The sequence below is a fragment of the Microbacterium stercoris genome, from assembly GCF_017592545.1.
Taxonomy (GTDB): domain Bacteria; phylum Actinomycetota; class Actinomycetes; order Actinomycetales; family Microbacteriaceae; genus Microbacterium; species Microbacterium stercoris.
The window spans coordinates 3,971-5,861 of the sequence record NZ_JAGFOA010000009.1 but is presented as its reverse complement, the minus strand read 5'-3'; the positions used below and the strand labels follow the sequence as shown (position 1 = coordinate 5,861).

Sequence of the window (1,891 nt, the reverse complement as noted above, 5' to 3'; positions counted from 1 at the left end):
GTTGCCCCGGAGGGCTGCGGCGGGAGTCGCAGGGCTGGGAGCATCCGATCCTTGAGAACTCAACAGCGTGCACTTGTCAAATGCCAAATAACCTCGTCGGCCGATTTTTGATCGGTTCGGCAAGATTCCTTTGGATCAATTTTGGAAGTCAGTAATGACATCCGTTTTGGTCAGCATCAAACTCGCTGCTTCATCGTTTTCCCGGTGATCGCAGCATTGTTTCTTTACGGAGAGTTTGATCCTGGCTCAGGATGAACGCTGGCGGCGTGCTTAACACATGCAAGTCGAACGGTGAAGCAGGAGCTTGCTCTTGTGGATCAGTGGCGAACGGGTGAGTAACACGTGAGCAACCTGCCCCGAACTCTGGGATAAGCGCTGGAAACGGCGTCTAATACTGGATATGCACCAGGAAGGCATCTTCACTGGTGGGAAAGATTTTTTGGTTCGGGATGGGCTCGCGGCCTATCAGCTTGTTGGTGAGGTAATGGCTCACCAAGGCGTCGACGGGTAGCCGGCCTGAGAGGGTGACCGGCCACACTGGGACTGAGACACGGCCCAGACTCCTACGGGAGGCAGCAGTGGGGAATATTGCACAATGGGCGGAAGCCTGATGCAGCAACGCCGCGTGAGGGACGACGGCCTTCGGGTTGTAAACCTCTTTTAGCAGGGAAGAAGCGAAAGTGACGGTACCTGCAGAAAAAGCGCCGGCTAACTACGTGCCAGCAGCCGCGGTAATACGTAGGGCGCAAGCGTTATCCGGAATTATTGGGCGTAAAGAGCTCGTAGGCGGTCTGTCGCGTCTGCTGTGAAATCCCGAGGCTCAACCTCGGGCCTGCAGTGGGTACGGGCAGACTAGAGTGCGGTAGGGGAGATTGGAATTCCTGGTGTAGCGGTGGAATGCGCAGATATCAGGAGGAACACCGATGGCGAAGGCAGATCTCTGGGCCGTAACTGACGCTGAGGAGCGAAAGGGTGGGGAGCAAACAGGCTTAGATACCCTGGTAGTCCACCCCGTAAACGTTGGGAACTAGTTGTGGGGGCCTTTCCACGGTCTCCGTGACGCAGCTAACGCATTAAGTTCCCCGCCTGGGGAGTACGGCCGCAAGGCTAAAACTCAAAGGAATTGACGGGGACCCGCACAAGCGGCGGAGCATGCGGATTAATTCGATGCAACGCGAAGAACCTTACCAAGGCTTGACATATAGAGGAAACGGCTGGAAACAGTCGCCCCGCAAGGTCTCTATACAGGTGGTGCATGGTTGTCGTCAGCTCGTGTCGTGAGATGTTGGGTTAAGTCCCGCAACGAGCGCAACCCTCGTTCTATGTTGCCAGCACGTAATGGTGGGAACTCATGGGATACTGCCGGGGTCAACTCGGAGGAAGGTGGGGATGACGTCAAATCATCATGCCCCTTATGTCTTGGGCTTCACGCATGCTACAATGGCCGGTACAAAGGGCTGCAATACCGTGAGGTGGAGCGAATCCCAAAAAGCCGGTCCCAGTTCGGATTGAGGTCTGCAACTCGACCTCATGAAGTCGGAGTCGCTAGTAATCGCAGATCAGCAACGCTGCGGTGAATACGTTCCCGGGTCTTGTACACACCGCCCGTCAAGTCATGAAAGTCGGTAACACCTGAAGCCGGTGGCCTAACCCTTGTGGAGGGAGCCGTCGAAGGTGGGATCGGTAATTAGGACTAAGTCGTAACAAGGTAGCCGTACCGGAAGGTGCGGCTGGATCACCTCCTTTCTAAGGAGCATCTGGCACCTTCGGGTGTCCAGGCGCCGGATCAGAACCGAACGCGTTCTGCCGGTTAGCTCATGGGTGGAACATTTGACATGCCGTCAGCGCTGCTGACCGGATCTAGTACGACCTGCTCGCAGGTCTGGAACGA

At 56.1% G+C, this 1,891-nt stretch carries 1 rRNA gene; it reads left to right on the top strand.

The window, feature by feature from the left end:
* Positions 1–223: 223 nt before the first annotated feature.
* A 16S ribosomal RNA gene (locus J5V96_RS16865) occupies positions 224–1,746 on the top strand.
* Positions 1,747–1,891: the final 145 nt, after the last annotated feature.